Raw genomic sequence first — 25,575 nt, forward strand, 5'->3', positions numbered from 1 at the left:
CATGTCTGAACCTCGCTGTTTAACGATATTACACAACGCCTTAAACGGCGACGACAACGCCTTAAAAGTATGGATACACTACTCTTGGCACAAAAAGTTTACTCCACTCGATATAAGGCTTTTATTGCCGCAACTAGACGACCAGGTACTAAACAAGAACGAAAACCCAAATAGCAATGCGCTATTCTTAAGAGCTTTATGGCATCATTTCGGTCTTGGCGGCGAGATTGATTACCCCAAGGCTAAAGAACTCTATGATAAAGCAATAGAACTGAATAACTGTTATGCGATAAATTTTCGAGCCCGTTTCTGTCGAGAGGGCTTGGGCGAAAAGCGAGACTATAAAAAAACCATAGAACTTTATGATCAAGCCATCAAACTCGGTAATGCTGACGCCATGACGAATAGAGCGTTCATGTACGAATTTGGCTTGGGCTGTGAAAAAGATTATCACAAAGCCGCAGAGTTTTATGAAAAAGCCATAGCACTTGGTAATGCTAATGCAATGAATAACCGTGCAAATATGTATAAAAATGGCCAGGGCGAAGCGCAAAATTATCTAAAAGCAGTAGAATTATATGACCGAGCCATTCAACTGGGTAATGTTGATGCTATGGTATCTCGGGCTTACATGTACGAACACGGCTTAGGTGGTGAACAAAATTACCAAGAGGCCATAAAGCTATATGATAGAGCCATAAAGCTCGGTAATGCGACTGCAATGAATAACCGAGCTTACATGCACCATTATGGCCGCGGTGGTCTGGTAAATTTTAATGCGGCAATCAACCTTTATGAAGAAGCTATAAAACGTGGTAATGATTTTGCAATGGTAAACCGAGCTCTAATGCACAGACAGGGCCTTGGTGGCAAGCAAAACAATATAAAAGCCATAGAACTCTATGATAAAGCCATCAAACTCGGTAATGCTGACGCCATGACGAATAGAGGATTCATGTACGAACATGGCTTGGGCTGTGAAAAAGATTATCACAAAGCTGCAGAGTGTTATGAAAAGGCCATAGCACTTGGTAATGCTAATGCAATGAATAACCGTGCAAATATATATAAAAATGGTCTGGACGGAACGCAAAATTATCTAAAAGCAATAGAATTATATGACCGAGCCATTCAACTGGGTAATGTTGATGCTATGGTATCTCGGGCTTACATGTACGAACACGGTTTGGGTAGTGAACAAAATTACCAAGAGGCCATAAAGCTTTACGAACGAGCCATTCGGCTCGGTAATGTTAATGCAATGAATAACCGAGCTTTCATGTACCAACTTGGCGAAGGCGGGGATGTAGATTTTCCAAAAGCAATAGCTCTTTATGAGCACGCCATCAAATGCGGCAGTCCTGAGGCAATGTGTAACAGAGCAGAGATGTATCAACTGGGTGAAGGCGGTGAGCTGGATTATCACAAAGCCATAAATCTTTACGAACAGGCAAGAGAAAACGGCTTTGCTGCTGCAATCAGGGCTTTGGCCCAAATGCATCATTTAGGCCATGGCTTTAAACAAGATCATCAAAAAGCAATAGCGCTTTATAAACAAGCCATTCAATCTGGTGATATTGAAGCAATGTATCGCCTGGGACGCATGTACCTAAATGGTGATGGTGTAGAACAAAATTATCAAAAAGCTGTAAAGCGTTTTGAACAAGCCATAGCATGCGGTCATACTCACGCTATGGCCGATCGAGCCTATATGCACCAATGCGGCCTGGGTGGTGAGAAAGACATTCAACAGGCAATACAACTTTATGAACGCGCTCTGAAATTCGGTGATTATTTTATAAAAACAATGATAGGTAACACAGTGGAACTCTTGAAAATAGAGGAAAAACTAAATAAATTTAGAGAAAATTCCGAACTTACTCCTCTATTCTCAGCAATTCAACAGATGAACGATTATGGAATTAAGCTAGAGCGAGAACACATCAATAAAGGCAAAGTCGTTCAACAACTTGCTACCGAACTAAAGTCTTCACTAGAACATTTTCTACTCAATCCCGCCCAACCCACAGCAGATGATGAGAAGAAATTTAAACAGGATTTTAAAACGCTGCTCAACAGTAAAAATGCTACGCTGCAAGAACATAGAGCCGCCTGGAAACCCATTGTTGCCAATATTGCCCTGGCATTATCAGGCATTGGATTGATTGCCATCATTGCCAAAACGCTCTCTCACTTCATTGACGCCCAGGCAAACAATAAACCCCTGTCAATCAATCAAGCCCTCTTCTTTGCTCAAACCAAGTCACAACAACATAACCAGCAAATCAACCAGGCAATAGATTCTTTGCAATCCATATCACCCAATAACACAAATCCCAAAGCGCCTTGAACAGGGCGCTATAACCCGGAGCGCCCTACCTTTGCCTAATAGTCAGATGAGATTGAGGTTTTTGATCTGATTCATCTGAGCTTTACCGCACACCAGGTAATCAATCCCGTGATTAAAACCAAACCCCAGCTTGATAAACTAAGCGGAGCAAAATCCAGTAACTGACCCATATCAGGCAATTGAATAAAGAAAACCGTACACAAAGCAATAAGATAAATAATGATTCGCTTACCCCGCACATTAAGCCCATTTAAAGCAATGGTTATGGCAATACTTATAGAGCTGAGCATAGCCAAAATTAATGTTCGAGCATAAACCTCACTATATCCTGCAGTTAATGAACCAATGAAACTTAGAGTAATCATCACCGTAGTCAGCACTCCGGTAATTATAATTTTTTGCGAATCGTGCGGACTAAAAAAATGATAATGTACACGACGTTTTTCGACCGCCGACTCTTTATCCTTTGGTCCATCCTGAAAAACTAATAATGCAGTTGGGTGAATGATCAATTCCAAAAAAACAATATGAATGGGGTAAAAAGGCAATGGAAAACCCATCAAAGGAATTAGTGCTGCCGACAGGACAAAAGGAAAATGAATCATCACCAGATAATTAAAAGCGTGTCTGATGTTTTTAAATAATTGTCTTCCTTCCGCAATAGCATTAACGATGCTGTCAAAATTATCATCCAGCAGCACGATGTCCGCAACCTCACGTGCACTTTGTGAGCCTCTCTCCCCCATAGCAATGCCAATATCTCCAGCCTTAAGTGCTGGCACATCGTTCACCCCATCACCAGTAACCGCAACCAATTCACCCTGACTTTGCAATGCTTTAACCGCATCAAATTTTTGCATGGGAATTGCTCTGGCAATCACATCAACATCAAGTAAATTTTTTGTTGCGTTTATCCCTGTATAATCGTGTAATTCTTCTGCAAGAATCACTCTTGGATGGCCCAAACCCAATCCTATTTGTTTGGCAACAGCCTGAGCCGTGGCAGGATGATCACCGGTGATCATCAAAACATGAATGTTTGATGCCTGACACTCAGCAATCGCCTCAATCACGCCATCTCGTACCGGATCAGAACAAGCGAGTAATCCCATCCATTCATAAGCCTGTTTTGGCTCAGTTAAATCAGTATCTTCGGCCATTACCAATCTGGCACAGGCGATTACCTTATAGCGGAGATCGGCCAATTCCTTTATTTTATTTCGCCACTCGTCTTTTTCCTCGAGAGTCAAGGTAGACAGCGCCATGATCGTTTCAGGTGCTCCCTTAGTCACAAAGAACCAACTCGAATCTTTGGCTATCACCGCTGTTTCTCGTTTTCTGTCTTCGGTAAAGGGATAAGTCTTTATTCTGGGTTCAAGATAAAGCTGTGCCTTGTCGGCTTCATCCATGATGGCCATATCAAGAAGATCATAACTGTCTTTTCGTGACGCTAAAGCAGCCAGATATAAAACTGTTTGTGAGTCGGTGTGTGCTGCCGGAACACACAGAGCTACTTTAAAATGCCCTTCGGTAATTGTTCCCGTTTTATCAGAACAAATTACGGTAATTCGTCCCAGGTTCTCAACCGAGACAGCTCTCCTGACCAGCGCTTTTTTTTGAGCCAGTCGGTATACACCCACGCCCAGATAAACAGTAAGTACGATAGGAAATTCATCCGGTAAAGCAGCTATAGCCAGGGTGGCAGCACTAAGAATGGCATCAACTACGCCAAAACCTTGCATCAGCCTGACAAAAGCTAAAATAATACATAAAAATCCGGCAAGAACTATGAGTTGAAAAACCAATGTTCTTAATGCCAACTGCAAGGGGGTTTTTTCCTTGCTGGTTGCTAAAGCCGAGTGAACAATTTGTCCGTAAAGTGTTTCCTTTCCCGTAAAAATGACTCGCAAAAGCCCTTTACCGGTCAATACTTTTGTGCCGGCAAATCCCCAATAAATCGAGTCAACCGGGCTTTCCTGATGTGTTAATTGCAAAGACAGTCCAGAACTTTTAGTTACTGGAATTGATTCACCGGTTAATGACGACTCTTCAATTTGGATGTTGTCCGCAGCGACGAACAATCCATCTGCAGCAATGGATTGACCTGGTTGAATCACCACCAGATCACCAGGTACCAGCCCAATTGAAGGGATACGAATTTCTTTTCCAGATCGAATGACACTTACGGACGTTGCCAAATGCCCAACAAGGCTTTGAGTTGACATTTGAGTTCGCCAATGTAAATACGCATCCATAGCCACTAAAGGAATAATGGCCAGACCCAAAACAATAGCCTCGCTGTAATTGTTTAAAGCGGCAAACAAAAGGCTGGTAATCAATAAAAACCAAATCATGGGATCAGTCAAGGTATTAATAATTAATTCGTACCAGACATTGTCTTTGATGCCAGCAATATCATTAAGCCCATATTGATTCTGGCGTCTTGATACCTCTTTATCATCAAGGCTCCACTGTGCAGATGCAGAATTTTTGATGCGTAACCAGTCTATTTTGCGGCGCATTCATTACCCCTGAAGTTAATTCAGTTCTGCCTTTTGTAAATAGGTTGGCAATTCACAAGCCCATTTGAATCGTTTTTCAATCTGCTCTTTTAACGCTTGAGAGGCTGTGGGTTCGCCATGGGTAATAAACACTTTTTTGGGTGCCTGGTTAAAATGGCTTAACCAGTACAGTATCTCCTGATAATCAGCATGAGCAGAAGCATTGGTTAATAACTCCAACTGTGCCTTAACCGGATATTCATCACCATGAATTTTAACCGTTGGCTCATGTCGCAACATTCTGTCTCCTCGGGTTCCTGATGCTTGAAATCCGGTCATTAAAATCGTATTAAGCGGATTAGTCACAAGAGCTTTTAAATGATGAAGCACTCTGCCGCCAGTCATCATGCCGCTGGCTGAAATAATGATTTTAGGCTGCTTGTCCCTATCAATAGCCATAGACTCATCAGAAGTTTGCACGTAACGTGCCACGTGACATACTGCTCGACATAATTCAGGGCTTAGCTTGTGTTCATTACTGTTTTTCAGCAACAGTTCTGTTGCATCTATAGCCATAGGACTATCAAGATACAGGGGAATATCAGGAATTAATTTGTTCTTTTTTAGAAGATAAATGTAATACAGGATAGTTTGTGAACGCCCTACTGCAAATGCAGGTATTAATACCGTTCCACCTCTGTTGTATGTAGTGTTCACAATATCAGCGATGACCTGAAGTGGATCTGTTTTATCATGCAGTCTATCGCCATAAGTAGACTCCAAGATCAAATAATCTGCACTTTTGATGAGTTCTGATGGCCGCATAATCGGATCGTTTAACCGCCCTATATCACCGCTAAATAATACTTTCTTTTGGTTATGTTCCACCGCAACAAATGCGGAACCCAAAATATGGCCGGCACGATACCAACTGATTTCTGCTCCACCCGGCATGGAATAAGGAGTGTCATACTCTACTTCAGCAAAGTGCTTTAACGATTGATTCGCATCCTCTTGAGTATACAAAGGCTCAGCTGGGTGATGTTTGCTGTAACCGTATTTATTTGCTCTGCGGGCATCTTCTTCCTGTAAAAAACCACTATCCGGTAAAAGAATAGAACACAGTTCTTTGGTCGCCTTGGTCGCATAAATTTTGCCCTTAAACCCCTGTTTAACTAACAAAGGAATATAACCGCTGTGATCTATATGAGCATGGGTTAAAACAACTGCGTCAATTGATTTTGGGGCAACTGGAAAAGGAGACCAGTTACGTAATCTGAGTTCCTTAATTCCTTGAAACAATCCACAATCGATGAGAATTTTTTTATCATTCAATTCGAGCAGATATTTGGAACCTGTCACCGTACCTGTGGCACCCATAAAGGTCAATTTCATAATAATCCCTTCTTATAAGCCAAACAGATCAAATTAAATACTTTTTTAATACCATTCAATCCAGATCAAAAATCTATTCTTTGATGGTACTGCTCTGCAGATTTTTAATCCATTTCAGTCGGTTCGTATCGTTCATATTTGCCTTTTTAATGGCATAATGTAGCACATAGATGCCCTTTTTACCCCGAGTAATTTTTTGAATTTCGTCTTGTTGAAGATTCACCGGTACAGTCACTTTAAACTCAAAAATGAGCTGATCGGGTTTTTGATCAATAGAATCAATTGAATAAGTCACACCGGTTTTTTGCAAATCAGCGATAAATTTTTGCTTAAACTGTTTCAGGGTCACTCCATCCAAACCGGGTAAAAACTGTGATGTAACTAACTCCTTCCAATGGTCTATGTTATCCCCTACGGGAATATACTCAACTGTCCACACCGCATTGGTTTTTTGCCCCCATACCGGTTTCCACAGCCTGTCATCGAAATGAATATTCTGTTGTTCATAAGAAACTATTTGAGGATCTGTTTCCTCATCGTTCGGAGCAACAAAACTGCAATACAACTCGCCTTTATAAGTTAGAAAAACCGCACACTTCGCATTATTTTCTCCTGTAACTTTCACTACGTTGTCTGGGAGAGAAGGCTTTGTTGAATCAGCATGGCCAGTCTTAACCACAAGCAAAGCCAATAAACAGGCAATAACGGCATTCATCAGTTCATCACTGTAGATTTGTATGTGTTAATTGTAGACTCTTAAGAGGTATATTGCATGAGAAATTCTCCAGACAAAAAAAACAACCGAACCAATCCCTGCCAGTGCCTTTGCCGGGTTTTGTAACAAGTAGCCTTGATGCAACGTAGTGTAATCAAGGTGTTATTCTCCAAATCTACTAAAAGATTTTAAGCCATGAAAAGATAAATTAGGCCTTAGATAAACCTTGATTGCGCTATCGCTGCATCAAGGCTACTGAACAATACATGACCATGTCTTTGCCGGTTTTTTACAGGATGACAAATAATACGAACTATCAGAGTACCGAATCATCTGTTTATGTGTCATTATGAGAATGCATGGGGTTTCATCATGGATTCGATGATGACCGCAAACATCCCTTTTTCAATTCAACAAGGAGAGTATAATGAATGGTTGCAAATTAAGTCCGGTAGCACTTGGTCTGTCTTTAGGCGTACTTTGGGGATTGTCCATGTTATTACTCGGACTATCCGCCTATTTCTACAGTTATGGTAAACCCTTCATTGAAGCGGTGGCCTCTTTGTATCTGGGCTATGAGCCATCCATTAAAGGAAGCATTATAGGTGGAATATGTGGCTTTATTAACGCATTTATTACCGGATTTCTTATTGCCTGGTTGTATAATGCATTCAGTTGCTGCAAATGTGGCTGCTGCGATACAAAAAGCAAATAAGCAAAAAATCAGGAAAATCAGGCTAAAAATTATTGATTAGCCTGTATATCAAATCACGCTTCATAGAGATCCTCACTGATGAATCAACAAGAGGATCTCCGAATCAACATGAATACAATCAGAAAAATGCTGTTATTGACGCACAATCAGATTGTTTTGCACGGCTTGTACCCCGGTAACCTGACGAGCAATTTGCTCTGCGGTGTCACTTTGTCGAATTTTCTTAACGTAACCACTTAAAATAACAGTATTTTGATTGGTGGTTACATGAACTTGAGCGACCACAGGATCGGGCTGACGCAGCAAAGCATCCTGAACTGATTGCGCCAGATTCATGGTTGATGGGTAGGGACTAAAAACGGTTGTGGTGCCCGTATTATTCATACAACCGGTCAACAAAAAAAACATGCTGGCCAATATGCCAGATACTAAATATTTTTGCATTGAATTCTCCAATAGAGAGTGAAAAGTAACCAACCGAAACATCACCACTTACAACGAAATCACCAATAAGGTTTCTGATTATTCTATAACCACATAACATAAAACTGCAAAAAAATGAAAAATACTTCCCGCTAACACAAAAAGATGCCAGAGTACATGGCTGTATTTTAAACGCTCCCAAGCATAAAAAATTACCCCTACAGTGTAACATAATCCGCCAGCAACAATACATGCCAATCCCCCTGCTGGCAATAACTGATAAATTGGCTTAATCACAATCAGGCTCATCCACCCCATCATCAAGTAAATAACGGTAGATAACAGTTCAAATTTATGAACAAGAAACAGTTTAAAAATCACCCCAGCAAGAGCAAGTGACCAGATGATCACAAACATAGTCCACCCCCAGGAGTCTCTCAGGGTAACCAGCATGAATGGAGTATAGCTGCCAGCAATCAGCAAGTAGATGGACGCATGATCAGCAATCCGAAAATAATGCTTTAATCGGGGATTGGTCAGACTGTGATATACGGTGGAACTTAAGTACATCAAAAACAAAGTACAACCAAAAACGATTCCAGACGCTAGTTTGAACCCATCACTTTGACTTGCAGAAAAAATGACAAGTAACGTAATAGCAGCAAGACTCAGTAATGCGCCTAAGGCATGAGTAGTTGCATTTCCGATTTCTTCGGATCGTGTTTGCAGCGTGTCTGGTTTAATCCATGGCATAGCAGTCTCTGGTTAAGTAACATGCAAAATGGTCTTGCAAAATGTGAAGAAATAGTAACACACCTGTCAGAAATTCTACAGTAAGGAGGTTCTAATAGAATACTGCTATACTGATTTTTATCACTCAGCACTTACAGGACGTAGCGCATGAAAAAGGATAAAAATAACGCCTCTGCCAAAGCACATCAACCTGAACAGATGAATGACGAATCGCCACGACAGGATAGTGTGTTTCGTATCATAGACAAACTCTACCAGGCTAAACTGGGAAAATTAACGGCCGGAATCAGTCCTGCGGCTTTAACTACAGCTCATTTTTCGTGGATTGCGCAACTGATGCAATCCCCTGGAACCATGACTCAACTGGCGCTTTTTCCGTTTCTTCACGCTCAGGATATGGTAGATAATCTGCTCCACCACGAAAAACCCAATGACGGCAAAGACGTCCGATTTCACACCCAAAACTGGGCTTATTATCCTTGGCGTTTGTGGGCGGAACTCTTCTTGCAACTTGAAGAATGGAGCTTGCAATCAACCACCAATGTACCGGGTCTGCCCGCACACGTGAAACGCACGGTATCGTTTCGCATGAGACAAATTCTCGATGCCTTATCGCCTTCCAATTTTGTGTTGACCAATCCCGATTTGCTTCAGGAAACCTTCAAAACTCAAGGGAGAAATCTGGTTAGGGGAACCGAGCTTGCCATACAAGATTTTACTGAAAAACTGACTGGCTCTCCCCCGGCAGGAGTTGAACATTTCATTCCCGGGAAACAGGTTGCCGTGACTAAGGGCAAAATCATCTTTAAAAATCATTTAATTGAATTAATTCAGTACGACGCCCAGACCGAAAAAGTATACAAAGAGCCCGTGCTTATTTTGCCAGCCTGGATTATGAAATATTACATTCTTGATTTACTGCCTGACAACTCTATGGTCAACTGGCTCACCCAACAAGGACACACGGTTTATATAGTGTCATGGCGAAACCCAACCAAAGAAGACAGAAATCTTGGGCTAAACGACTACTACCGCATGGGCGCCATGGCCGCAATAGATGCCATATCCAAAGCAAGACCTGCAACAAAGATTCATTTGATGGGCTATTGCCTGGGTGGCACCCTGGCCATGATCACTGCGGCAGCGATGGCAAAAAACCACGATAATCGCCTCAAAAGCCTCACGCTTCTTGCTGCACAGGGGGATTTTACTGAAGCAGGCGAATTACTCTTGTTCATCACCAAAAGTGAAGTCTCATTTTTGAAAAGCATGATGTGGGATCAGGGCTATCTCGATACAAAACAAATGTCCGGAACCTTCCAGATGCTGCGCTCCTATGACTTGATTTGGTCCAAAATGGTTCAAGACTACATGCACGGTACGCAAAGAGGCATGATAGCTTTGCTGGCCTGGAATGCGGATGCAACCCGAATGCCCTACAAAATGCACAGCGAATATCTGGAAAAATTATTTTTGAATAATGATTTTGCTGAAGGACGGTTTTCAATTGAAGGAAAGCACATTGTACCTGGCAACATTCAGGTTCCTGCTTTTGTGGTCAGTACGGAAAAAGATCACGTAGCCCCTTGGAAATCAGTTTATAAAACCCATTTGTTAATTAATAGCGACATTACTTTTGTCTTGACCAATGGCGGTCATAATGCTGGAATTGTTAGTGAACCAGGACATGAGGGTCGCTCCTACAAGATTCGTGAACGGAAAAAAGATGCAACCTATCTTGATCCGGCGACCTGGTTGGCAGAAGCAACGTCTGAAACAGGCTCATGGTGGACGGCCTGGCATGAGTGGTTGGCACAACATTCATCACAAAAATTAGTGAATCCTCCCAAGCTCAACAAAAAATACCCCAATGCACCCGGGGAATATGTGTTACAAAAATAGAAGAGGATAAAATGAACAAGGATTATCTCGATAATGTCACGTTTAATGAACTCACTTTAGGACGTAAGGCCACATTAGTGCGAACATTAACGCAAAACGACATGAATTTGTTTGCCGCTATCTCTGGGGACATTAATCCTGCCGGTATCGAACTCGATAACGCATTAAACGACAGTATAGAAGGTGGCGTTGGGCAGGGGATGTGGTCTGGCGCCCTGATTTCATCATTATTGGGAACCGTATTGCCGGGACCGGGTACGGTTTATCTGGAGCAAAACATTCAGTTCAAACATCCCATTTGTCTGGGTGATGAATTGACGCTAACCATCACTGTCCAGGACAAGGAGCAAGCGACACGAATTGTTACTTTTGACTGCACCGGGATAAATCAAAAAGGAGAACTGATTGTTACTGGTCATGCCAAAGTTATTGCTCCTGAAAAAAAAATAAGGGTTCCTCGCCTGTCTTTACCCCATGTCGAAATTGTGAATCACGATCATTTTAACGCCACCATTGAATCCTGCCGTAATCTGGCTCCTATAAAAACGGCGGTTGTCCACCCTGTAACACCCAACGTCCTGGAAGCGGTTCATGATTCAGTAAAAGCAGGCCTTATCACTCCCTTACTCATTGGCCCCATTAAAAAAATTAAAGCGGCCGCAATGGAGGCAAAGCTGGATCTGACGCAGTGGGAAATAATAGATACCGAGCACAGTAATGCAGCAGCAAGTAAAGCAGTAGAACTGGCTTCGGCATGTAAAGTAGATGCCATAATGAAAGGCTCCCTGCATACCGATGAATTAATGTCAGCTATCGTGCCTGCTAGCTCTGGATTAAGAACGAAATACCGTATCAGTCATGTTTATGTCATGGACGTACCCACTTATCACAAACCGCTGCTGATTACAGATGCAGCCATTAACATTTCGCCCAATGCCGCTGACAAAGCAGATATTTGTCAAAACGCCATTAATCTCTGGCGCATACTCTATGGCAGTGAACACCGCCCTAAAGTTGCCATACTTGCAGCAGTAGAAACGGTCAATCCCAAAATGCAAGCCACAGTGGATGCCGCTATTTTATGTAAAATGGCTGACAGAGGACAAATTTGTGACGCAATTCTTGATGGGCCCCTGGCTTTTGATAATGCAATTAACAAACAGGCAGCTAATGAAAAAGGGATCGTTTCCATGGTGGCTGGCGATGCGGATATTTTGCTGGTTCCAGAGATTGAATCAGGGAATATCCTCGCCAAGCAATTGTCTTTTCTAGGGCATGCTGATGCGGCAGGTATTGTGCTAGGCGCACGAGTTCCCATCATACTGACCAGCAGATCAGATTCCTTAAGAACCAGGCTTTTATCCTGCGCAGTAGCAGTACAAATTGCTGCAGCAAGAAAAGCAGGTACCATCAAATGACCAATACCGTAGTATTAATAGTTAATTCAGGCTCATCCAGCGTCAAGTTTCAGGTATTCGACTATACCGCCGAATTACAGTTATTGGCTCAGGGTAAAATTACCGACTTAGGCACCAAACCTGCGTTTTCTGTCGTTGATGAAATCCATCATAATCAACACACATACAAAGTGCTTGCGCCCGATTTTAACCATCTCCAGTCTATCGAAGAAATTCTCAACTGGATAAATCATCAAAAAAACTGGACTATAACCGCAGTTGCGCATCGTGTTGTCCATGGCGGTATGGCGTTTACGCAAAGTGTGCTGGTTACTGCTGATGTGTTATCCCAACTAAAAAAACTCTGCCCTTTGGCGCCGCTGCATCAACCGCATAATCTGGCGGCAATAGAAATCATCCAGGGTATGTATCCCCAATTACCCCAATTTGCCTGTTTTGATACGGCATTTCATGCGCAGCACAGCCCTCTGTATTCGGTATATGCCCTACCAGAGTACCTCCAAAAGCAAGGAATAAGACGGTATGGTTTTCATGGACTGTCGTATGAATGGGTGGCTAAATCAGTGCAAGAGAACTATCCGGCACTTGCAAAGGGACGTATTATTGCGGCTCACCTGGGCAATGGCGCCAGCCTTTGTGCCATGCAAAACGGTATTAGTATAGACACAACTATGGGATTAACCGCTTTAGATGGATTACCAATGGGAACACGCTGCGGCAGTCTTGATCCCGGGGCAATTACTTACATGCTCAGAGAATTGGGATTACCACCTGCAAAAATCGAACACATACTCTATAATGAATCCGGGCTTTTAGGATTATCTGGCTTAACGAATAACGTCAGGGAATTACTGGACAGTCCGAATGAAAGAGCACATTTTGCCTTGGATTATTTTTGTCTTAAAACAGCACAATTTATAGCCATGATGGCCATCTCTCTTGGCGGGATAGACGGTCTTGTATTTACAGGTGGAATAGGTGAAAACTCAGAACAAATCAGAACCAATATTCTCGATAAGCTTCAGGTTTTTCACCCTTTTTCCGTCCTGATTATTCCGGCAAATGAAGAGAAAATGATGGCGATTCATGCATCAGCGCTTTTGCATACAAAGTAAACAAAGAGAACATAAAAATGGACAAAGACTACTATAAAATTATGGGATTAAGCCCTGATGCTGATGAAAAAGACATCAAAACAGCGTATCGGAAGTTAGCTCGCAAGTACCACCCCGACATCAGTAAAGAGCCTGATGCTGAAGAAAAATTCAAAGAAATGGGGGAAGCTTATGATACGCTAAGAGACCCGGTTAAAAGGGCGGAATACGATCAGTATCGAAAACATCGTGAATTCAATCAGAATGCCTATCAGACCAATGGTCATACCGGCTCAAGAAGACAACATCAATCCCAGGATGTCCCTTTTGACAGTGATTTTTTTGAATCCTTATTCGGCCATTCTCGCTATCAGCACCAACCCATGACCGGCCACAATTATCAAGGTAAAATAACCATCAGTCTGGAAGAAGCGTTTCATGGTGCGGTAAAAAGTGTGCAGGTTCCCGTAGATGAAGGGGCAGAAACCAAAGTGCATACATTAAACGTTAAAATACCTGCGGGAGTAAAATCTGGCCAGCAAATTCGCCTGACGGGGCAAGGAGGGGCAGGAATTAATGGTGGTGCCAGAGGCGATTTGTATTTAACTATAGACGTCATGAAACACACTCTTTTTGATGTCATGGAAAATGACATTTATCTCACTTTGCCCATAACGCCCTGGGAAGCGGCATTAGGCACAACAATAGTTGTTCCTACCTTAAGTGGAAAAATTGATTTGAAAATTCCGCCAGGATCGCAAGGAGGGCAAAAACTCAGAATCAAGAATCGTGGATTACCCGGTTCAACCCCTGGCAACCAATACGTCCTGCTAAAAATTATTACTCCACCCGCTGCTTCTGAAGCCGCAAAAGAAGTATACAAAAAAATGGCGGAAGTAATGCCTTTCAATCCACGCGAGAACATGGGAGCATAGCATGAGTGAACAAAATTTTTTAAGCGGCATGCTGATTGAAGAAACAACTACCTATACCTTTATAGAAGTATGTCACAGATACCACATTCCTGAAGAATTACTTATTGAAATGATTGAGCATGGATTGTTTCCAAATCAACCAACGGATCCCCAAAAAATCACCATGGATCAAAAAGAGCTTAGACGCATTGAATCCGCATTCCGTTTACACAGAGATCTTGAAATTAATCTACCAGGCGTTGCGTTGGCACTTGAACTTCTGGAAAAAATAGAACATATGGAAAGGGAACTGGACATTTTACGCAAACATTTTTAAACGTGCTCAACACATTTACGCCAAACAATTCGGTCTTCAGCTAATGAGCTTTAGGCCGATAATCAGGTATCTCTTTGGGCCTGTATCCTTTTATAGTCCTGAAATAAGCAATAATCTGCGGAAAATCGTGATTAATATCCCCTGTGGGCCAAAAAGGTTCACGGATGCGGATCTCCTTTGTTGAATAGTCTGGCCCTAACATGACTATGGGTATTTTTGCCTCACAGGCTATGTGGTAAAAACCTTCTTTCCAGCGAACTACTGGACTACGAGTTCCTTCTGGAGCTAACCCCAATCTGAGTTCATCACGGGTACGAAACAATTCCACGACCTTTTCTACCTGATTTCCTTTACGAGAACGGTCAACAGGCGCACCGCCTATAGCTTTTAATATCAACCCAAGAGGAAAAAAGAACAATTGGCTTTTAGCCAGGAAATGAACTTTAACGCCAACAATATAACGAGCACACAAACAAATCAGAAAATCCCGGTTACTGGTATGCGGTGCCACGATAATGATGTATTTTTTATCTTTGGGCAGTTCACCTACAATCTTCCACCCAATTATCCAGAATATCAATCTGCATATGCTCCGCATAGCACAGCCCTATGTTTCGGTTCTTCGTCTAAGTATAGACTTAATGCTTCCAACTGTGTACAACCCCCCCCAAGCTACAAGCTCTGGGATAATTGCAATTTAATTGATTGTCTGTACACTAAACAACTTTTTTATTATCTAATACCCCACAATGCCTAATAACGACCAGTTAATCACAGAACAAACGCTCAATTGGGTGCGTCATTTTATCATTGAACACAATATATGCCCTTTTGCCAAACGCTCAGTCAATAAAAAAGGATTAAGAATCGCTATTTCAAAGACAAGCAAAAAAGCCCAGGCACTGGAAGATTTAATGACGGAAATACGATTATTGGATGAAAATCCTGACATAGAAACCACATTGCTCGTATACTCAGACTCATTCAAAAATTTTTTCGATTATCTTGATCTTGTCGATCTGGCCGAACAGCTTATCGTGTTGCAAAATTATGAGGGAATTTATCAAATTGCCAGCTTTCATCCTGATTATTTCTTTGCTGATACCGATCCTGAGGACGTGTCTAATTACACCAATCGCTCCCCTTATCCTATGATCCACCTGCTAAGAGAAGATCTATTGGAAAAGGCCATTTCAGCATATGGCGATACTTCGTTAATACCTGAACAAAACATTGTCAAAATGCATCAACTTGGACTGGAACACTTAAAAAAAACGGATTGAAAATAGTCAGTAAAGATGCTCCAACCCAGCAAATTATGTACTAAAATAATACATATGGAATAATAAAATCATCAGGTGCATCATGAATACAGAAGATCGTGCGCTCACCATGTCCAGACCTCGTTTATTAGCAGCAATTTACTTTGCATTACTTTCAGTGGCCGGAACCATCATCATTAACGCCATTCTTGATTCAATAGGTATAGAACAAATCGTACCCATTTATAAAATGGTGTTATGGGGCATGATCGTTGCTGCCTGCACTGGTGCTGTCTTTGGAGAACACATTATTCACGCAGCCAAGCCTTACAAAGCCAAAACGTTCTGGCTTGGATTTGCGATGATTATGGCATCTCTGCCAGTATTTGACTTAGGTTTATTGCTGCTAATGAGCGAAGAACACGCCAAGTTATTTTCTGTAGCCAAGCTCCATGATTTTGTGTATTTCTATTTCGTCATTCTGGCCTACAGTTACGTGCTGTTTGGCGTTTTTTTGGCTATTATATCAGGATTGGCTGCACTGTATTTGCGAGACCGATTGGTATACGATATCCTGCATACTCAAGAGCGACGCAAACGAGGGGCTAAAACAAAACAAGCCGAATCAAATGCGACCCATACCCATGAGGAACATGCTCCACATCGTAAAATGTGAACAAAGGGACAAAACAAGTCTGCATCAATGGTTGAACAGCACGTTCCTGATGCAGTGTTGTCTTTTGAATAAACATCGTCTTAACCAGTAATTTTTTGATCTATATGGCTTGACTAATGCAGGATTTAAACAATAAAAACACCCTTCTTGATTTATTGGCTCAAGGAGCAACCGTTATAACCCCTAATAACCGATTAAGTGCCGCATTATTAAACGATTATTTCAGCTTTTCCCGCTCAAAAACCGTAAAAAAACCCAAATGCTACCCCTACAATACGGCATTGATTAAGGCCTTTAATCAACTGACTATGCAATGCCCCGAATTGAGCCATCCTGTATTACTTAATGATGCCCAATGCCAACATCTATGGCGCAAAATAATCAAATCCGAAGCGGGAATAACCTACAGCGAAGGATTACTAAAAGCAGTAATGCAAGCTTGGGAGCAGTGCCAACAATGGCAAATAGATCCTCATAGCCATGAATTTCACTACACCCCACAGACTCGAACATTTCAAAAATGGTGGCTGCATTGCAATAAACAACAGCTTTTGTTAAATGCAATTAATGAACATCAGATTGCTCCTTATCTCCTTAATTTTTCAGAGATTTTATTCTCACAATCTGTTATTTGGGTCTGTTTTGATGATTTTAATCCCCAACAAAAACTGCTGCAGCAGCATCTGGACAAAACTGATGTTGTGCAATATCGCTATGATTTGCAAAAACAAAACGATACGACTCAAACTTTTGCTGCCAAAGACACTAAAGAAGAATACGAACAGCTCATTGCATGGCTGAAATTAAAAATAGACCAAGGGGAACAAAAAATAGGGGTAGTGATTCCTAACCTGCAACACGAATCGCTTGCGTTAAAACGCATCATCCAACAGCATCTTGATCCCCAAAATGTTAATATTTCGCTAGGACAACCGTTAAGCCAATTTCCCTTGGTGGCTCATGCTCTGGTGTGGTTGCATTTAAAACCGGACTACCTCAGTCATTTCCAGGCAGAGCTCGTGCTTCAATCACCTTATCTTGGTGCCGCCAAAGAAGAATTTATTAACCGTTCTCAAATACTGCAAGACAGTCCTCTGCTGCTCAATCAATCCATTCGACTGTCTTCATTTATCAAGGAAGTCAAACAGTCCGCACCACAATTAGCCTCTGGCCTGGATTCAATCAATGCTTATCCTGAACACGCTTCACTGCAACAATGGATAGATTTGTTTCATCATCGCTTGAACTCGCTTGGATTTCCAGGCGATGCCGGATTAAACTCGGAAAATTATCAGTGTTACCACCGTTTTACAGCATTATTTGATGAATTCAGGCAACTGCAGGTAATCAGTACGCAACTAAGCCAGAACGAAGCGCTGGATGCTTTGATGCAGCTGGCCGAAAATACCATTTTTCAGGCGCAAAAGACTCAGGCCCCAATTCAGATTTCAGGCTTACTGGAGGCATCAGGTTGTGAGTTTGACAGCTTATGGGTAATGGGGCTCACCGACCAGTGCTTACCGCAAAAGCCGCATTTGTCTGCATTTATTCCACCTGACATGCAACGAACCCTGTGTATGCCTCACAGCCTGCCTGCACGAGAATTAATTTTTGCCAGACAAACCCTGCAACGATTACAAAGCGGCAGTAAGCATGCCGTGTTCAGCTATGCACGATTTGAGAACGATACCCCTAATTTGCCGTGCTCCTTAATTATTGATTTTCCCCCATATGCTACCCTTCCAGTTTGTGACCATTTAATCAATCAAACGGAACTGATTTCACATGATGAATCCTACATCGTTCCGGTGGTATCCTCTGAAACACTCTCGGGAGGCACCGCATTACTTGCCAGTCAGGCAAAATGTCCGTTCAAGGCATTTGCCCAGCATAGACTCAAAACCAAAGGGGTTCAAGGCACTACAGAAGGGTTAGATGCAAAAGAAAAGGGAATTATTGTTCATAAAGTCATGGAATTACTCTGGCGTCAGTTAAAAAGCCAAAAAGAATTACTTAATTTAAGTTTTAAAACCCTGAATAACCAGGTGGAGCAATCCATTCATCTGGCATTATCGATGTTGAGCCCACCGCAAAGTGAATCATTGTCTGACCTGGTCAAGGAGGTAGAGTTCACACGCCTGAAACGATTGGTGCACGCCCTACTGGAATGGGAAAAACAAAGACCCGAATTTGCCATAGCCGCACTTGAAGAGTCCTATACCCTCAATCTTGCCGGACTGGATTTTAAGGTGCGAGTTGACAGGCTGGACAATGTAGCTGATTCCAAATGGGTAATAGATTATAAAAGCAGTCTACCAGCGAGTAAGCCATGGAATGAAGAGAGGCCAACAGAACCCCAACTCCTGCTTTATACCCTTCTTGATGAAGAAATTACAACTTTGTTATTGCTTCAATTAAAAACGGGTACTATTCTTTGCTGCGGATTAAGTGAGAATAAACTGGACATTAAAGGCATTAGCGCTCTGAAAGCAGAAGAGTCCTGGCAACATCGCCGTACCCAATGGCACCAGCAATTAACCGATTTGGCTGCCGAAATACAAAGTGGGCTGTGTGTCCCCAAACCAGCAAGCGCTGCAATTTGCGAACACTGCGATTACCAGAATCTCTGCCGATTCAAAACTGTCGCACCCAGTGCTTAACTCTGACCCATAAACAAGACAGGAATCATTCATGCACCATCTCATCATCGGCTACGGCTACTGCGGATATTATTTAGCGCAGGAGCTTTTAAAAAACAAACAAACCGTTACCGCTTTATCCCGGCATTTACAAGAAGACTGGATATTACCAGGCTTGAACCACTTAAAAATAGATTTAAATCAGCCCTTTCACTGGAACGAACCCAATACCGTACTCTATTACCTTATTCCGCCATCCACCGAAGGTGATCAAGATAATTTTTTAAAACAATTCCTTGCCCACAGTCAATTAAACCTCAAAAAGGTGATCTATTTTGGCTCCAGCGGAGTATATGGAAATCATCAAGGTGCTTGGGTTGATGAGGAATCCCTCTGCCACATCACTTATTCTCGCCAAAAACGACGGCTGGATGCAGAACAACAATGGTTATCCTATTGCTCCCAAAGAGCTGTAGATGCGGTGATAATGCGCATTGCCGGAATCTATGGTCCAAATCGTTTACCTGTTGAAGCTGCTAAAAGCAAAATCCCCGTTATAGAATTAGACCAAGCCCCCTATACCAATCATATTTTTGTTAAAGACTTGGCACGTATTGCCGCGTGGTTTGGCCAAAATAACAGCCCATACACTATCTACAATACAGCCGATGGCGCTCCGGGACCTATGGGCACGTTGCAACAACTGGTGGCACAATCACTGGGAATAGAACAAGCCCCCTACGAATCATGGCAAGAAAGCTGGGATAAAGCCAGCCCTATGAAACGAGAATTTATGAACAGCTCAAAACGTCTGGACATTACTCGCTTGGTTACAACCCTGGGGGCTTCTTGCAAACTGACAACGCTCAAGCATGGAGTGGAAGAAAGTCTGGCAAAGACCATCTGATTCCCGGCCAGAACAGACTTTGGGATTAGACTCTTCTTAGGCAGAAACATCTCAGGTAACTCCCCACGTCATCTCTCAGCTGCGCTCGGGTTAGGAATAACGTGGGGAGTTAACATCCCGTTTTGTCAGCATTAACTCATTGAATGAGCAGCTGGGGCTTCATCTTCTACTCTGGGTCTGTCTATAAATAACATGCTGAATGTATTAAAGGCATTACCACAAGCACTCATTGCCTGCAAAGCCCAGGAAGCATTAGAGCAACCTGACGTAAGTCCCGCATAAGTAGCACCTAATCCAAATAAATTTGCCCCGGCCCCCAATAATTTGGTGCCAAATCCGGCATCATTGAGACAATAAGCGCTGAACGCATGCGTGACAACCATCAAACCAAATTCCGCAGCTCCTCCTTCGGTGGAAGTAAGTAAAGAATAAGAAGCCACTGTAATAACTGTTGCATTTAACAGTTGTATGCCTTGCGTATAAGATATACCTTTCTCAAAAAAACCGAACATGACAAACATCCTCTCAAGATTAAAATGTCAAAATTTTATTCACTAAGCCTACATTAAATCAAGACATTTCCAAATTAACATCACTTGGCTCATTTAAAATAATACTATTAGCTAACTTTAAGAAAAATATGATCTTCATTTAAACAAGATGTGATTTATTCTTGAGAGGCAAACAAAGGCGCTTATGTGTCTCAGTGACATGACTTTGCACCAATTTTAAGGAGTATTGTGTGTTGGTTCGGACATTAAAGTTCCGGTACTAAGCACAGCAGACACAACTCGCAGTAATTCCTCAATTCCTGAATGATGCATTTGTTCTGAATTCATTCGCTCATAAGATATGCCAAGCTTGAACAGATTAACGCCCATGGTTAAAAATTCACTCAATGCGCTGCTGTTTTCTCTAAGACTTAAAAAATTAAGTACATGCACCGCAATATCCACTCCCTCTACCGATAGCCTGGGTTCAGGATCACGCAAAAGAGAGTATGTAGCATGACAAAGCATTAAAAGGTTTAATGTCTGTAATCCCCTCTTCCATGAACTTGACTGATGAAACATGCCAAACATACTATCTCCTGTTATTGTATTTACGAAAACCATTAACTCTGTACACTCAACACTAAAGATCTGGGGCCGGCATTATACCTGAACTCCATTAAATAAATTCCCTGCCAGACCCCTAATAACAAGGCATTATTCACATAAGGAATACTCAAAGAAGACCCGCATAATATGGATTTTATATGAGCGGGCATATCATCTACTCCTTCTTCTGTATGGCGGTAGGCTCTGTGCTCAGGAACAAGATCATTAAAAAAATCATGAACATCTTTAAGCACATCAGACGATGCATTTTCATTTAAGGCCAAAGCCGCAGAAGTGTGCTGAATGAAAATATTAAGGATTCCTGTGCCCGAGAGTTCAAGAGCATTCAGGATCTCATTGGTAATGAGGTGCACACCATAAGGCCGTGCTGCCAGATGAATTTGTTGATGTGTGATCACGACATAGCCCCTTGAAAAATATCATTTGATTTTATACAGCACAGCAGCTGTACTGTATAGGCTGATAATTAATTATAGGCTTTATTACCAAGACCTCCTGCCAGCATAGCAACATCACTGTAACGTGCAATAATTGATGTATTTTTATCCCTCGACAACAAAATAATACTCTGTTGTAAATGTTATAAGCAAGTGATACTCTTTCGCTGTTTTTTTTAATAAACAAGTCAGGAGTAAACAACATGATGTTGAAGTCAAAACTAGCCGCTTTTGCAGGCGCATTAATCCTTGCCGGATCAGCATTTGCCGGACAAACAAGCCTGTGCCCAAATATCAATGATATTAAAGCAGAAGGCATTTATATGGCTGAAGAAATCGAATTTGATATGTACATTACCTACAATATCAGTAATTACAATACTCGATCCATCTGGGGATTTTTAATTGCACCAGTACAAGCTGAATCGGCTGAACTGGCAATTGAAGATGCGAACCGAATTTTAAGCACCATGAGTGCTCAAGGCGTGCCCGAGCAGCATGGCGATGCAATTATTTGCGACTACGATACAGGCCGTCAGGATGTGATTGCTGTTGCTATCAATGATGCTCAGCAAATTACCCCCATGAAACTAAAATACTTCTTCAAAAAAGCGCATTAATAGTTCTGGATCATTCCGCAAAATGCCCTGCATGATGCGGAATCTAAGATTATTCATCTGTTCCAGTGTTGCTTTCCATATGAATTTTACGAAAAAAACGATGAATTACCGGTGACAACATAATCACAACAATAGCAATAAAAGCCAGTCCGCTAAATAAAGCATAAATACCCGCAAAGAGCTTGCCAGATGGTGTTATTAAGACAGAAGCAGGCCCCATTCCAGAAAGAATCATAGACGCATTTAAAAAAGAATCTATCCAGGACATCCCTTCAAAAACATGATAACCCAACATTCCCACAAACAATGCGGTAGCAATAAGTAAAATACCAATTAACCAGTTACGAATTAAATGCAAATAAAGATTAAGCGGTGGTTTTGATTTCCTTTTTTGCACTTTGTTCATCATCAAGCTTAATCCCTGACTGAAAGTTCATAGGCTAATGCCTCTTCTATAGCAGGATATTGAAAAGTAAAGCCCTCATCCAGCAGACGCTTGGGAACGACGTGTTGACCATGATTAATCAAGCAATCACCCATTTCACCGAATAAAAGCTGGATAACAAACCCGGGAGTCATAAGGATTAAGGGTCTGTGTAACACCTTGGCATAGGCCTTGGCAAAATCTTTTTGCATGCAAGGATTAGGAGAGGTCAGGTTCACCGCTCCGGTTATTTCAGGGTGACTCAATAAAAAACGATACGCATTGACCACATCCTTACTGCTTACCCAGGACAAATACTGCTTCCCGTTGCCTATAACACTGCCCAATCCACAAATAAAACTGGGATATAATTTTCCCAACATTCCTTTTCCTTTTTTAAGTACTACCCCAAATCGAGTTGTAGTTACCGCAAGACCTGCCTGTTCCGCTTCATTTAGAGCTTCTTGCCAACGAATTCCTACTTCACTTAAAAAATCTTTAGGATGAGAAAAATCAATCACAGTATCTTCGCTAAAAACCTCGGAATCGTCGTTATCCTGCATACCATAAATACCCACTGCATTCGCACAATAAAAATGTGGCCGGGCGTTTTGTTTGATGATCCAGCTGACCAGACGCTTGGTTGTATCAACTCGAGAGGAAATAATTTCTTCTTTTATTTTGGGTGTCCAACGTGATGCAGAGATATTCAGTCCTGACAAATTAATTACAGCGTCAAATTCTGTTGCGTCGAGATTATCTAACTCATCCCAGGAGACTGAAACAAATTGTCCAGAAAAGACCTGGCGGAGCTGATCTTTATGTCGACCAAGAACAGTAAAATGATGTTCTTTCGATAAACCATGTATCAATTCCTGACCAATTAATCCCGAAGCGCCAGCTATTAAAATATTCACGATGGATTCAACTCCTTTTTAGTGCATTTTTTATATCACATTATTTAATCTGAAAATAACACCTATAGGTCGTATATTCAATGATAAGGAAACCACCCAAAAACGAGGTTATTAAGTCAGACCAAAATTGGCTTGCAAAGAATAAAAAACACCCTCTGACCTCTCTGGCTCCAAATCGTCCGAAGCGGGCAAGGTTCTGGGGCTGTTTACCGATTGAAACATTTTTGCCGTATGCTTAATCAGCAATTCAAGCTCCTCCTTGTCTATCACAGGACAAGTTGATGTTGCCGATTCAACAGGATCAATGATTTCAAGTTGTTTAATAAAATGATGCTTTAAAGGCATAGGTAAATCCGGATTATGTTCTATTTCACGGACAGAGCGTTTAAGATCTGCTCGGTATTCTTCTTCAAAATGAGCTAATTTACTTTGCAAATCACGAGCCCTATCGATTAAAAGAGCTGTTTTTGATTTAAAAAAACTAAAAAATTGGGCAAGAAAATTAGATAATTTCACCATCCAGCCATCATGATGCTGAATAAAATCAGCAAGCAGATGATGCGTTTTTTTAAAAGAAATGAGTAAATGGTGGTTTTGCGCTAAAGAACAAGACAACCGTCTGTATTGGCTTAACGCCTCATCAACAGCATTATATTCCCTGACAATTTGCCCTAAATCATCATCAGAAGCTTCCTGTATTTTACATTTTATAGCTTCCTCTCCTTGCGTCAGACCATTCTCAAGATCCTCAATCTGCTGCTGTGTTTGCTGCGATTGGTGCTGCACCTGGTTTAAATAGTTAATCGCCAGTTCCTTCACGTATTTTTTACATTGAGAATCCAACGTTTCTGGCATTTTATTAATAAGTGATTCCTGGGTTGATTGCGGCGTTATTGCTCTAAAACCAACCGACATGATGCTGGTTGCCCAACTCATACCGTAGAGAACCTTGCCAGATAAATTGGTGATGATGCCCGGATTTTTTAGCTGATTCATTAATTCAAGTAAATGCTGCCTGGATGCTGCTTGAGTATTGGCGATTAACAGATTCAACGCATCCTGATGGCCTGTGATTAAATCCAGAAAATACTGCCGTCCTACAACTCGTTGCTCATTATCCAGCAAAGCGCCAAGCAAAGATTGAATCTGCTGCTCATGCAGAGCCAGCTCGTGTTGAGACTTACGGACTGCAATTAAAGAACTGATGCCCTCACCAAGTTCGTGCAAAGCATTCCCCAAACTCAAAAGCCCTTTGTCTTTGGATTCTTCACGATGATACAAAGTTAATAATCGTTCGCTAAAATAATCATGCAATGATGTATCGTGATAATTTGCCTTGTTGTCTTGTACTGGCGGTAGATTGTGCGTTTTTTTAATTTCTGCAATTTTTTTGTCAACACGTTGCAGCAACATTTCGGTGGCCTGAACTATTTTGTGTAAATCGATAAATGTGTTGATCACATATTTTTTCCAATTGCCAAGACTGCTCACTCCAACGCCAAATAATTTTAGAACATAATAAAACGAAAAAAAGAGTGAATGGCTTTGCGCTAAAGACAAACTGTCAGCTGTGTTTCGGGTTAAGAGTTGATTGACACATTCAATTAAATCGTATGCATTTTTTTGGGTATTTTTTCCCGGATTTTCATAAAGTGCACCAAGAATTTGTTTTAAGTCGTGCAAAATTCGCCCAATATCCGACCCCTTATCCTCAAGAAAATCGAATGACTCCTCAACAACAAGCCTGGAGAAAGCTACTGCGCCATAGGCATGCTTGCCTTTTTGGCTTACCTGCAAAAAATGAGCTGTTTGATGATGAGCCAAATCTGTTTTTATGAAAAAGAGGCTTTCCTGGTCAGCTAGATACTGCTCCATAAAGAGTACAGTATCGAAAATAGCAGATTCCTTTTCTGCCTCTTTTCCTCGCCACAACGCAAAACGATCCCTTTTGGTCAACATGATCATCCTAAATCTGTTTGTTAATTTTAACCTAACAGAGTTAGTTCTCAAGCACAATAACACAGGGATAAAACACCGTAACAAACCAAAAGGAAA

24 protein-coding genes are annotated in these 25,575 nt (G+C 41.7%); 12 read left to right on the top strand and 12 right to left on the bottom strand.

What is annotated here, in order from left to right; translation table 11 throughout:
* Position 1 precedes the first annotated feature (1 nt).
* On the top strand, positions 2–2,350 hold the full coding sequence (locus tag Lwor_RS01280) for an SEL1-like repeat protein (RefSeq protein WP_147279849.1): 2,349 nt from the start codon (positions 2–4) through the stop codon (positions 2,348–2,350).
* A 71-nt stretch (positions 2,351–2,421) separates the two neighbouring features.
* On the opposite strand, the gene Lwor_RS01285 is transcribed toward Lwor_RS01280, so the two are convergent.
* From Lwor_RS01285 to Lwor_RS01295, 3 genes are all read right to left on the bottom strand, one after another.
* Complete coding sequence (locus Lwor_RS01285) at positions 2,422–4,872, bottom strand: cation-translocating P-type ATPase (protein WP_058492018.1); 2,451 nt, start codon at positions 4,870–4,872, stop codon at positions 2,422–2,424.
* A gap of 15 nt (positions 4,873–4,887) precedes the next feature.
* Positions 4,888–6,246: an MBL fold metallo-hydrolase RNA specificity domain-containing protein gene (locus tag Lwor_RS01290; protein WP_058492020.1), complete on the bottom strand. Its 1,359-nt coding sequence runs from the start codon at positions 6,244–6,246 to the stop codon at positions 4,888–4,890.
* 73 nt (positions 6,247–6,319) lie between these two features.
* A complete protein-coding gene (locus tag Lwor_RS01295) occupies positions 6,320–6,961 on the bottom strand; it encodes a hypothetical protein (RefSeq protein WP_058492024.1) in 642 nt (213 codons plus the stop codon).
* Between the two features lie 427 nt (positions 6,962–7,388).
* Here Lwor_RS01295 and Lwor_RS01300 point away from each other — a divergent pair, with 427 nt between their 5' ends.
* Positions 7,389–7,676 (top strand): bacteriophage holin, encoded by a 288-nt coding sequence (locus Lwor_RS01300; protein ID WP_058492026.1) that lies wholly within the window; start codon positions 7,389–7,391, stop codon positions 7,674–7,676.
* 132 nt (positions 7,677–7,808) lie between these two features.
* Here the strand turns inward: Lwor_RS01300 and Lwor_RS01305 are convergent, their stop codons facing one another.
* Both Lwor_RS01305 and trhA read right to left on the bottom strand, forming a co-directional pair.
* Positions 7,809–8,120: a BON domain-containing protein gene (locus Lwor_RS01305; RefSeq protein WP_058492028.1), complete on the bottom strand. Its 312-nt coding sequence runs from the start codon at positions 8,118–8,120 to the stop codon at positions 7,809–7,811.
* 78 nt (positions 8,121–8,198) lie between these two features.
* Positions 8,199–8,852 (bottom strand): PAQR family membrane homeostasis protein TrhA, encoded by a 654-nt coding sequence (gene trhA / locus Lwor_RS01310; protein ID WP_058492031.1) that lies wholly within the window; start codon positions 8,850–8,852, stop codon positions 8,199–8,201.
* A gap of 198 nt (positions 8,853–9,050) precedes the next feature.
* Between trhA and Lwor_RS01315 the strand changes: the two genes are divergently transcribed.
* Genes Lwor_RS01315 through Lwor_RS01335 form a run of 5 tightly spaced genes read left to right on the top strand, consistent with a single transcriptional unit; the run spans position 9,051 to position 14,517 of the window.
* Positions 9,051–10,754 (top strand): PHA/PHB synthase family protein, encoded by a 1,704-nt coding sequence (locus Lwor_RS01315; protein WP_238584600.1) that lies wholly within the window; start codon positions 9,051–9,053, stop codon positions 10,752–10,754.
* Positions 10,755–10,765: 11 nt separating this feature from the next.
* Positions 10,766–12,172 (top strand): bifunctional enoyl-CoA hydratase/phosphate acetyltransferase, encoded by a 1,407-nt coding sequence (locus Lwor_RS01320; protein ID WP_058492035.1) that lies wholly within the window; start codon positions 10,766–10,768, stop codon positions 12,170–12,172.
* Entirely contained in the window at positions 12,169–13,287 is a 1,119-nt protein-coding gene (locus Lwor_RS01325; RefSeq protein WP_058492037.1) for an acetate/propionate family kinase, read from the top strand. The genes Lwor_RS01320 and Lwor_RS01325 overlap by 4 nt, the downstream gene beginning before the upstream one ends.
* A 17-nt stretch (positions 13,288–13,304) precedes the next feature.
* Positions 13,305–14,201, top strand: a complete 897-nt coding sequence (locus tag Lwor_RS01330; RefSeq protein WP_058492039.1) for a DnaJ C-terminal domain-containing protein — start codon at positions 13,305–13,307, stop codon at positions 14,199–14,201.
* Position 14,202: 1 nt separating this feature from the next.
* A complete protein-coding gene (locus Lwor_RS01335) occupies positions 14,203–14,517 on the top strand; it encodes a chaperone modulator CbpM (RefSeq protein ID WP_058492041.1) in 315 nt (104 codons plus the stop codon).
* A 40-nt stretch (positions 14,518–14,557) separates the two neighbouring features.
* Here the strand turns inward: Lwor_RS01335 and Lwor_RS01340 are convergent, their stop codons facing one another.
* Positions 14,558–15,115: a lysophospholipid acyltransferase family protein gene (locus Lwor_RS01340; RefSeq protein WP_058492043.1), complete on the bottom strand. Its 558-nt coding sequence runs from the start codon at positions 15,113–15,115 to the stop codon at positions 14,558–14,560.
* A 151-nt stretch (positions 15,116–15,266) separates the two neighbouring features.
* Between Lwor_RS01340 and Lwor_RS01345 the strand changes: the two genes are divergently transcribed.
* From Lwor_RS01345 to Lwor_RS01360, 4 genes are all read left to right on the top strand, one after another.
* Positions 15,267–15,800, top strand: coding sequence for a DUF1415 domain-containing protein (locus tag Lwor_RS01345; RefSeq protein ID WP_058492045.1), 534 nt, complete (start codon positions 15,267–15,269; stop codon positions 15,798–15,800).
* Positions 15,801–15,882: 82 nt separating this feature from the next.
* Entirely contained in the window at positions 15,883–16,455 is a 573-nt protein-coding gene (locus Lwor_RS01350; protein ID WP_058492047.1) for a hypothetical protein, read from the top strand.
* A 116-nt stretch (positions 16,456–16,571) separates the two neighbouring features.
* Positions 16,572–19,115, top strand: coding sequence for a PD-(D/E)XK nuclease family protein (locus Lwor_RS01355; RefSeq protein ID WP_058492049.1), 2,544 nt, complete (start codon positions 16,572–16,574; stop codon positions 19,113–19,115).
* A gap of 31 nt (positions 19,116–19,146) precedes the next feature.
* The gene (locus Lwor_RS01360) at positions 19,147–20,001 is read left to right on the top strand and encodes an SDR family oxidoreductase (protein ID WP_058492051.1); all 855 of its coding nucleotides are present in this window, start codon (positions 19,147–19,149) and stop codon (positions 19,999–20,001) included.
* Between the two features lie 131 nt (positions 20,002–20,132).
* Here Lwor_RS01360 and Lwor_RS01365 read toward each other — a convergent pair whose 3' ends face one another.
* From Lwor_RS01365 to Lwor_RS01375, 3 genes are all read right to left on the bottom strand, one after another.
* Positions 20,133–20,513: a hypothetical protein gene (locus Lwor_RS01365; protein WP_058492053.1), complete on the bottom strand. Its 381-nt coding sequence runs from the start codon at positions 20,511–20,513 to the stop codon at positions 20,133–20,135.
* A 216-nt stretch (positions 20,514–20,729) separates the two neighbouring features.
* Complete coding sequence (locus Lwor_RS01370; RefSeq protein WP_058492055.1) at positions 20,730–21,083, bottom strand: hypothetical protein; 354 nt, start codon at positions 21,081–21,083, stop codon at positions 20,730–20,732.
* Positions 21,084–21,115: 32 nt separating this feature from the next.
* Positions 21,116–21,520, bottom strand: a complete 405-nt coding sequence (locus tag Lwor_RS01375; RefSeq protein WP_058492057.1) for a secondary thiamine-phosphate synthase enzyme YjbQ — start codon at positions 21,518–21,520, stop codon at positions 21,116–21,118.
* A gap of 242 nt (positions 21,521–21,762) precedes the next feature.
* Between Lwor_RS01375 and Lwor_RS01380 the strand changes: the two genes are divergently transcribed.
* Positions 21,763–22,179 (top strand): DUF4949 domain-containing protein, encoded by a 417-nt coding sequence (locus tag Lwor_RS01380; RefSeq protein WP_058492059.1) that lies wholly within the window; start codon positions 21,763–21,765, stop codon positions 22,177–22,179.
* Between the two features lie 49 nt (positions 22,180–22,228).
* Here the strand turns inward: Lwor_RS01380 and Lwor_RS01385 are convergent, their stop codons facing one another.
* The 3 genes from Lwor_RS01385 to Lwor_RS01395 all read right to left on the bottom strand — a co-directional run bounded on the left by Lwor_RS01385 (position 22,229) and on the right by Lwor_RS01395 (position 25,479).
* Complete coding sequence (locus Lwor_RS01385; protein WP_238584595.1) at positions 22,229–22,588, bottom strand: hypothetical protein; 360 nt, start codon at positions 22,586–22,588, stop codon at positions 22,229–22,231.
* Positions 22,589–22,593: 5 nt separating this feature from the next.
* Positions 22,594–23,520 carry a TIGR01777 family oxidoreductase gene (locus Lwor_RS01390; RefSeq protein WP_058492061.1) on the bottom strand — a complete coding sequence of 309 codons (927 nt, stop codon included), beginning with the start codon at positions 23,518–23,520 and terminating at the stop codon, positions 22,594–22,596.
* Positions 23,521–23,631: 111 nt separating this feature from the next.
* Positions 23,632–25,479, bottom strand: a complete 1,848-nt coding sequence (locus Lwor_RS01395; protein WP_058492063.1) for a hypothetical protein — start codon at positions 25,477–25,479, stop codon at positions 23,632–23,634.
* Between the last annotated feature and the right edge of the window lie 96 nt (positions 25,480–25,575).

Source organism: Legionella worsleiensis (assembly GCF_001467535.1).
In the GTDB taxonomy this organism is placed as follows: domain Bacteria; phylum Pseudomonadota; class Gammaproteobacteria; order Legionellales; family Legionellaceae; genus Legionella; species Legionella worsleiensis.